Annotated in this window: 5 protein-coding genes; 2 read left to right on the top strand and 3 right to left on the bottom strand. The window is 34.3% G+C overall.

The window, feature by feature from the left end; all coding sequences use genetic code 11:
* A partial coding sequence (locus tag AC07N0_RS20485; protein WP_494590783.1) for a hypothetical protein occupies positions 1-719 on the bottom strand: 719 nt, incomplete at its 3' end.
* A 551-nt stretch (positions 720-1,270) separates the two neighbouring features.
* Between AC07N0_RS20485 and AC07N0_RS20480 the strand changes: the two genes are divergently transcribed.
* Entirely contained in the window at positions 1,271-2,515 is a 1,245-nt protein-coding gene (locus tag AC07N0_RS20480) for an MFS transporter (RefSeq protein WP_494590782.1), read from the top strand.
* Positions 2,516-2,569: 54 nt separating this feature from the next.
* Here the strand turns inward: AC07N0_RS20480 and AC07N0_RS20475 are convergent, their stop codons facing one another.
* Entirely contained in the window at positions 2,570-3,400 is an 831-nt protein-coding gene (locus AC07N0_RS20475; protein ID WP_494590781.1) for a ThuA domain-containing protein, read from the bottom strand.
* Between the two features lie 155 nt (positions 3,401-3,555).
* The gene (locus tag AC07N0_RS20470; protein ID WP_492804284.1) at positions 3,556-5,058 is read right to left on the bottom strand and encodes a malate:quinone oxidoreductase; all 1,503 of its coding nucleotides are present in this window, start codon (positions 5,056-5,058) and stop codon (positions 3,556-3,558) included.
* A gap of 935 nt (positions 5,059-5,993) precedes the next feature.
* On the opposite strand from AC07N0_RS20470, the gene AC07N0_RS20465 reads away from it, so the two are divergent.
* Positions 5,994-7,361, top strand: a complete 1,368-nt coding sequence (locus AC07N0_RS20465) for a TolC family protein (protein ID WP_494590780.1) — start codon at positions 5,994-5,996, stop codon at positions 7,359-7,361.
* Positions 7,362-7,432 lie beyond the last annotated feature (71 nt).

Raw genomic sequence — 7,432 nt, 5'->3', positions numbered from 1 at the left:
GTGATTTTACTGCGTTTTTCTAATTTCAAGGTAACATCTACCCATTTGAAATTACCAGACCAAACAAATTCAACAAGGTTATTTAAGTCATCATTCAACCAAGGAGTATAATCTTGACCTGTGTTTTCGCTAGGAGTAATAGAAGAAATTTTAAGACGCTCAGGAATAGCAACTGTAGAAACAACAGGAGCTGGCGTAGGCGTTACTACAACCACTGGTTCAGGCGTTGTAACTACTGGCTCTGCTGGTTTTGCAGCTACTGTAGTAGCCGCAGTACCATATATCTGTACTTTTTGCGGAATAGCATTAGCATATTTGTGAATGATGATAGCATCAGCATCTAATGGGGTTTTTACTACAATATCCACAAAAGACATATAGGAAGTTCCATTGAATGTTCCCAATAAAGTTTTAGTAGTTCCGTCTAAAGCATAAACAGAAACAGGAGTATCTTCGAATGAACCTTGGTGGTCGAATAAAGAAACTTTAGTGATTTTACTGCGTTTTTCTAATTTCAAGGTAACATCTACCCATTTGAAATTACCAGACCAAACAAATTCAACAAGATTGTTTAAATCGTCATTCAACCAAGGGCTAAAATCTTGACCTGTGTTTTCACTAGCAGTGATAGAAGAAATTTTAATGCGTTCAGGGCTTTGGCAAAAAACAGCAAATGGTGCTATTAAAAATAGCACAAGTAAAAGTAAGCGTCTTTCCATTGTTTATTGGCGGTTAAAAATGGAGTGAATAAAAAAAGAAAAAATAAGATAAATTCAATAATATTTATAACTATTATTTGCCTTTTTGAAGCAAATGAAGAATTTATTATTCCAAGTTAAGAAATTAAGTTTGCAATTTTTATAAAATTCGTAAAAAAATATTAAAATTTTTAACAAAAAGTGTATTTTAAGGGCTAAAAAAAATGATTTCTTAACGCTGAGCTTAATTATAGTTATTTTCATAACCTTTATTCTTCTAATCTCTATTTTTTAGAAAATTTTGCTAAAAAAACTACTTTCAAAAATACATACGAGATTTCAAAGGTGTTAGTCGCAAATTCATTGAAAAGAGTAACAAAAAAACACTTATTATAAATTGTCTTTACAATAGTACTATATAAAGGTTATACATGGCTATGATATTATCTTATATTAAATCTGATTAAAGTCATAAATAAAGACTGACTAGTACTATAAATGTTGAAAATAAAATAGGATTGATTCATTTTCCTTACGATTTTTGTAACAAACCCGTTTTTAACAAATTGAATATGACTACCACGCTTTCAAAAACTCCCTTACAACATCTTTTAAGTATTCCAGTGATTGTGGCTTCTTTAGGATATTTTGTAGATATCTATGATCTTCTGCTATTTGGCATTGTTCGGGTTTCAAGTTTACGCGACTTAGGATTGAATGAAGAGGAAATATCGTCGGTCGGAAAAGATATCCTTAATTGGCAAATGGGCGGATTATTAATTGGCGGAATTTTATGGGGCGTTTTAGGCGATAAAAGAGGGAGGTTGTCTGTATTGTTTGGGTCAATCATTACTTATTCTATTGCTAATATCGCGTGTGGGTTTATTCAAGACCCTACTACTTATGCTATTTTAAGATTTGTAGCGGGCGTAGGTTTAGCAGGAGAATTAGGAGCAGGGATTACATTAGTTTCTGAGGTATTGCCTAAAGAGTTAAGAGCATTAGGCTCTTCTTTAGTCGCTGGTGTTGGTTTGTTCGGAGCCGTGGCTGCTTATTTTACTGTAACCCAATTTGGAGGATGGCGCAACGCTTATTTTATTGGCGGTGGATTAGGGATTATCCTTTTATTGATGAGAATAAGCGTTTTTGAATCGGGTATGTTTGAAAATGCTAAGAAGCAAAAACATGTCAGCAAAGGCAATTTCTTTGCTCTCTTTACAAATGCTGATAGATTAAAACGATACTTAAAATGCATTGCCATAGGTATGCCTACATGGTTTGTAATAGGTATTTTGGCAACATTCGCCAATGAATTTGGCAAGAAATTGGGTATTCCAGAAAACATTGAACCAGGGAAAGCTATTATGTTTTGCTATGTAGGGCTTGCCATAGGTGACTTATCTAGCGGTGTAATAAGCCAAGTGTTACAATCTAGAAAGAAAGCCGTTACCATTCTTTTGGTCCTTTCATTGATTTGTAGCATTATCTTCCTTTATGCGGGTATTTCTACAGCATCTGGGTTATATATATTATGTATTTGTATGGGTTTTTCAGTAGGATACTGGGCGATGTTCGTTACTATCGGTGCAGAACAATTTGGAACAAACCTTAGAGCAACAGCCGCTACAACTGTTCCGAATATGGTACGCGGAACGGTAATTGGGATGACCTTACTTTATGCAAATTTGAAAGGAGGAATAGGAGTATTTCATGCCGCCGCTATTGTTGGCATAATTTGTTTTACCCTAGCATTCTATTCTATTTTAACCATTCCTGAAACCCATGGGAAAGATTTGGATTATTTAGAAGAAGATTAAAAGCTGATTTTAATAAATATTTCCCAAATGGTCATCATGACCATTTGGGATTTTTTATTTTCTGCCCAACCACAAAAGAGCATCTAGTATAAATTGGCTTTGTGTTTTATTTTGAAAGGTATTTGATAAATCTTTATTCGTTTTATGCTCATAATCGATATCATTATGACCCATATTAACATAAAGCATTTTATAGTTTTTGTTTGTCCAAGCCACAGGATAATCGCCACTATGCCAAATCTCATGTGCTTTAGGGCCTGTGCCTAAAGGGAAACTACTAGGATGAATAGAAAGAAGTACTTCAATGTTGGCATTTTTCCTTAAATCGTTTGTCCATCGATACCATTCATTAGGAGCAGCACTAAATGTTTTTGGTAAATGCTTTACGGCAGGATGTTTAGGGTTTTCGATGCTCAACACTGCCGACGTTGGTCGCCAAGTATTGCTTTTGTATTCACCTGACCCTAAAAACTGTTCATGATACCAATCCCAATTTTGCGGATAGGTTGAATTATTAAGGGCAAAACCTGCGAAGTGAAAGCCCATCCATGCACCACCTTTTTCCATATATTGCTGAAAAGCGATTCGTTGTTCTGGTGCTTCGGGACGAGTGTCTAAAAATAGCAATACCTGATATTGTGAAAGGAAATCAAGGTTAAGATTTTGCCAATTATTGGTAGAGTCATACACAAAATGATGCTCTTCGGCCATTTTAGCAAACCATTTATTAGCCTCGTGAACATAGCTAATATGTGCTTGGTCATTTTTGGCTGTATAAAAGCCTATTACTTTGAAACTTGAAGAGCGTTTTTGTGCATTGCTTTCAAAAGAAGCTATCATACAGCAAAACAAGTAGGTGATTAATAATAGTCTGCGCTGAATCATGGATATAGTTAAGTATAAATTTAGTTAGGCTAAATTTAAGTATATACTCATCTTTTTTCTATCCTCTTTTAATTGGTATTGTTTTATTAAACAGGAGACTTGAAGCAAAAAATCCACCAGAGATATATCTCTGATGGATTTTCATATTGGAATAATTATTCGTTTATTAACTGTAAGGTTTCTGCTGTATGCTCTCTTACGCTTTCACTTAGCTCAACGTTTTTGCTCAGCGATTCACCAAATGAAGGAATCATTTCTTTTAATTTTGCTTGCCATGCTGGCGTACTTAATTGCTCAGGGTAGCAACGCTCTAATAAAGTAAGCATGATAGAAACTGCCGTTGATGCTCCTGGAGATGCTCCTAACAAAGCGGCAATAGAGCCATCAGCAGCGCTAACTACTTCTGTTCCAAATTCTAAGATTCCACCATGTTTTGGGTCTTTCTTAATTACTTGTACACGCTGTCCAGCCGTTTCCAACTCCCAATCTTCCATTTTAGCATTAGGTAGATAGTCTTTAAGAGCTTCCAGACGGTCTTCTGGAGATTGACGAACTTGGTCGATTAAATATTTTGTAAGGGGAATATTATCTAAACCTGCCGAAATCATCGGAACAATATTATTGGGTTTGATAGATAATGGTAAATCTAACAAAGAACCATTTTTCAAAAATCTCGTAGAGAAACCAGCATAAGGGCCAAAAAGTAATGCTTTTTTACCATCAATCATGCGTGTATCTAAGTGAGGTACCGACATTGGAGGAGACCCAACGGCAGCTTTTCCATATACCTTCGCATTATGACGTTCAATAACTTCTGGATTTACACATTTCAACCACTGTCCACTTACGGGAAAACCTCCAAAACCATTTCCTTCAGGAATAGCTGCTTTCTCTAATAAAGGAAGCGAACCACCACCAGCACCAATAAATACAAATTTGGCCCTGATTACTCTTTTATCACCCGTTGTTAAATCCTTTACTTTTATTTTCCAGAAGCCATCTTTCTTCTTCAATTTCTTTACTTCATGATTGAAATGAATAGATACATTTTGGTCATGCTGTAAATCTTCAAACATAATTCTCGTTAAAGCACCGAAGTTTACATCCGTTCCTAAGTCCATTCGAGTAGCCGCTACTTTTTCCGCAGGATCTCGGCCTTCCATTACTAAAGGTATCCATTCGCTAATTTGCTGACGGTCTTCAGAATATACCATTCCGTTGAATAAATGCGATTCTTGCAGACGTTCATAACGCTTACGAAGATATTCTACATTTTTTTCTCCCCAAACAAAGCTCATGTGTGGTGTACTTTTGATAAAAGTATCTGGCGACACATCTTTATTTTTTTGTACAAGGTATGACCAAAACTGCTTGGATACTTCAAATGATTCTGCAATAGAAATTGCCTTTGAAATCTCGACAGACCCATCAGGAAGTTGAGGCGTATAATTTAATTCACAAAAAGCCGAATGGCCTGTGCCAGCATTATTCCAAGCATCCGAACTTTCGGCTGCAGCAATGTCTAGGCGTTCAAAAACTTCTATACTTAAATCTGGTTGTAGTTCTTTGAGTAAGGCACCTAAAGTGGCACTCATAATTCCTGCACCAATCAAAACTATATCAAGAACCTTGTCTGAATTACTATTTGTACTATTCATAAATCAATTAATTTTTGGACAACTCGAAAAAAAGAAAAAATGAATTTTATCAGTTTGAAAATTGGATATTCATAATAGGATTTATCCAATATTTAGTTCATCAAACAAAGTTATTACCTCAAATATCCTAAACAAACTACTAGGGGTAATCTTATAAGTTATGTCCAATTACTCATTGGAATTAATCTATAATATGCGCAAAAACTTCAAAGAGGTATGAAAAGATTTTATGGAAATTTTATTTTGAAGAAAAATAGAAGGAACAAGATTTAAGTATGTTTAGGTCATTGTGAATCAGCAATTAAGCCGAATGATGTGAAAATTTAATCATTTAGTAAATGTTCCAATTTTATCAAAATGACTTGCTATCAGGCTCATGGTTAAGTTTAGTAACCTTCTAATAGTATAATTTATTCAATACTATACTCCCTTTCCTAATATGGGTAAGTATTTGCCAAAACGTAACAGTATCAGGAATATAGGTAGGAATTCCAGTAATATGTATAACGTTTAGTTTCGATTATTGAGCGAACTTTGTTCCTTGATATAATCAATTTATTTCAATGTAAAATGCTTGTAGAGAGAGCTGTATTATTACAACCCTTTGATTTTCTGAAAATGCTTATCCTGTTAATTAATGCTCAATAAAACTTCTATTTATTGGAAATAAACACCTTATTAAGAAAATAAAGAAGCACAATCTTAGCTAAGAATAGCATAAGTATTTAGAATTAAAGGGTTATTTATTGAAAAAATATTTAAAATAAAAATGGGATAGTCCTATTTTCAAAAAAATAGTCAATTTTGTTGTCTATTTTTTTGAAATCGTGAACGAATATCATTTTTTATAGGTTATAAAGTCATGTTAATATCCAAATAACATACAAAACGCATTAATATTTACTCAAAACGATCAATTTTACCTATCAATGTTCATGTACCAGACTAGAAAAATACTACCGATAATGTTCTTGACAACGTTATTGGTTTTAAAAATTCCCTCGAAACTATATGCTCAAACGGTTGTTCAAGAAAATCTGTCTAGCAAAACAGAAACGGCATCTAAATTAGAAGATGCAACACTCGAAAATGTCGTTCAATATGCGATTAAGAATCACCCACAAATTCAACAGTCATTTATCGACCAACGAATCGTTGAAAATACGATAAAGAGTAAACTAGCTGACTGGTATCCGCAGATTAACTTTAACTACAATTTACAGCATAACTTTTTGGTTCAAACAAGTATCATCGGGGGCAATCCTGTAAAACTAGGGGTTGATAATACTTCGGCTGCGCAGTTTTCTGTTTCACAGAATATCTTTAATCGAGATGCCCTTTTAGCGAATAAAAGTCAAAATGATGTCCGTTTGCAAGCAAGTCAGGCTACGACAAATACCAAGATTAATTTGGCGGTAAATGTTTCAAAAGCATTTTATGCAGTATTGGCAACCAAGCAACAAATTAAAGTGACAGAAGGAGACATTATCCGTTTGCAGAGGAGCTTGAAAGATACTAAAAATCAATACACTGCTGGAACAAGCGACAAAATAGACTACAAACGTGTAAGTATTACGTTGAACAATACATTGGCTTTGAAAAAAAGCAATGAAGAGTTATTGAAGGCTAGATTACAAAATTTGAAGTCGTTGATGGCTTATCCAGAAAATGAAGAATTAGTAATTGTGTATGATACCCTACAAGTAGACAGAGATATTATGATTGATACTTTACAACAGTCAGATTTTACCTCACGCATTGAGTACAAACAATTAGCTACGCTAAAAAACCTTCGTGAAGCTGAATTGAAGTATAATAAATGGAGTTATTTACCTTCTGTTTCCTTCAATGGAGCCTATAATCTTAACTTCTTGAATAACACTTTTACAGATTTGTATTCAAAAAACTACCCTAATTCATTTGCTAACGTAACGCTCTCGTTACCAATTTTTCAAGGAGGAAAACGTAAAGCTAATATCAACTCGGCCGAATGGCAGTTGAAGCGAGTAGACTTAGATGTTAAGAATCTGAAACTAAGCGTAAATACAGAATATCAACAAGCGTTAGCTAATTATAAAAGCAATTTAGCCGTGTTTCTCTCACAAAAAGAAAACATGGACCTTGCTAAAGAGGTGTACGATTTGATTCAACTGCAATATCGTTCTGGTATCAAAACCTACTTAGAAGTAATCACTTCTGAAACCGACCTTCGTACAGCCAGAATTAATTATTACAACTCGCTTTATTTGGTACTAGCGAGCAAAGTAGATGTACAAAAAGCATTAGGTCAGTTGAATTATTAATAGCTGACGTTTTGATAGCATATATATCATTTCAATACTAAATCATTTACTTCTGCTAAACACAGCAGGGA

The organism is Arcicella sp. GW821-FHT09D11 (assembly GCF_059416265.1).
Note: the sequence above shows the minus strand (reverse complement) of the source record. Positions and strands in the feature narration are given on the sequence as shown.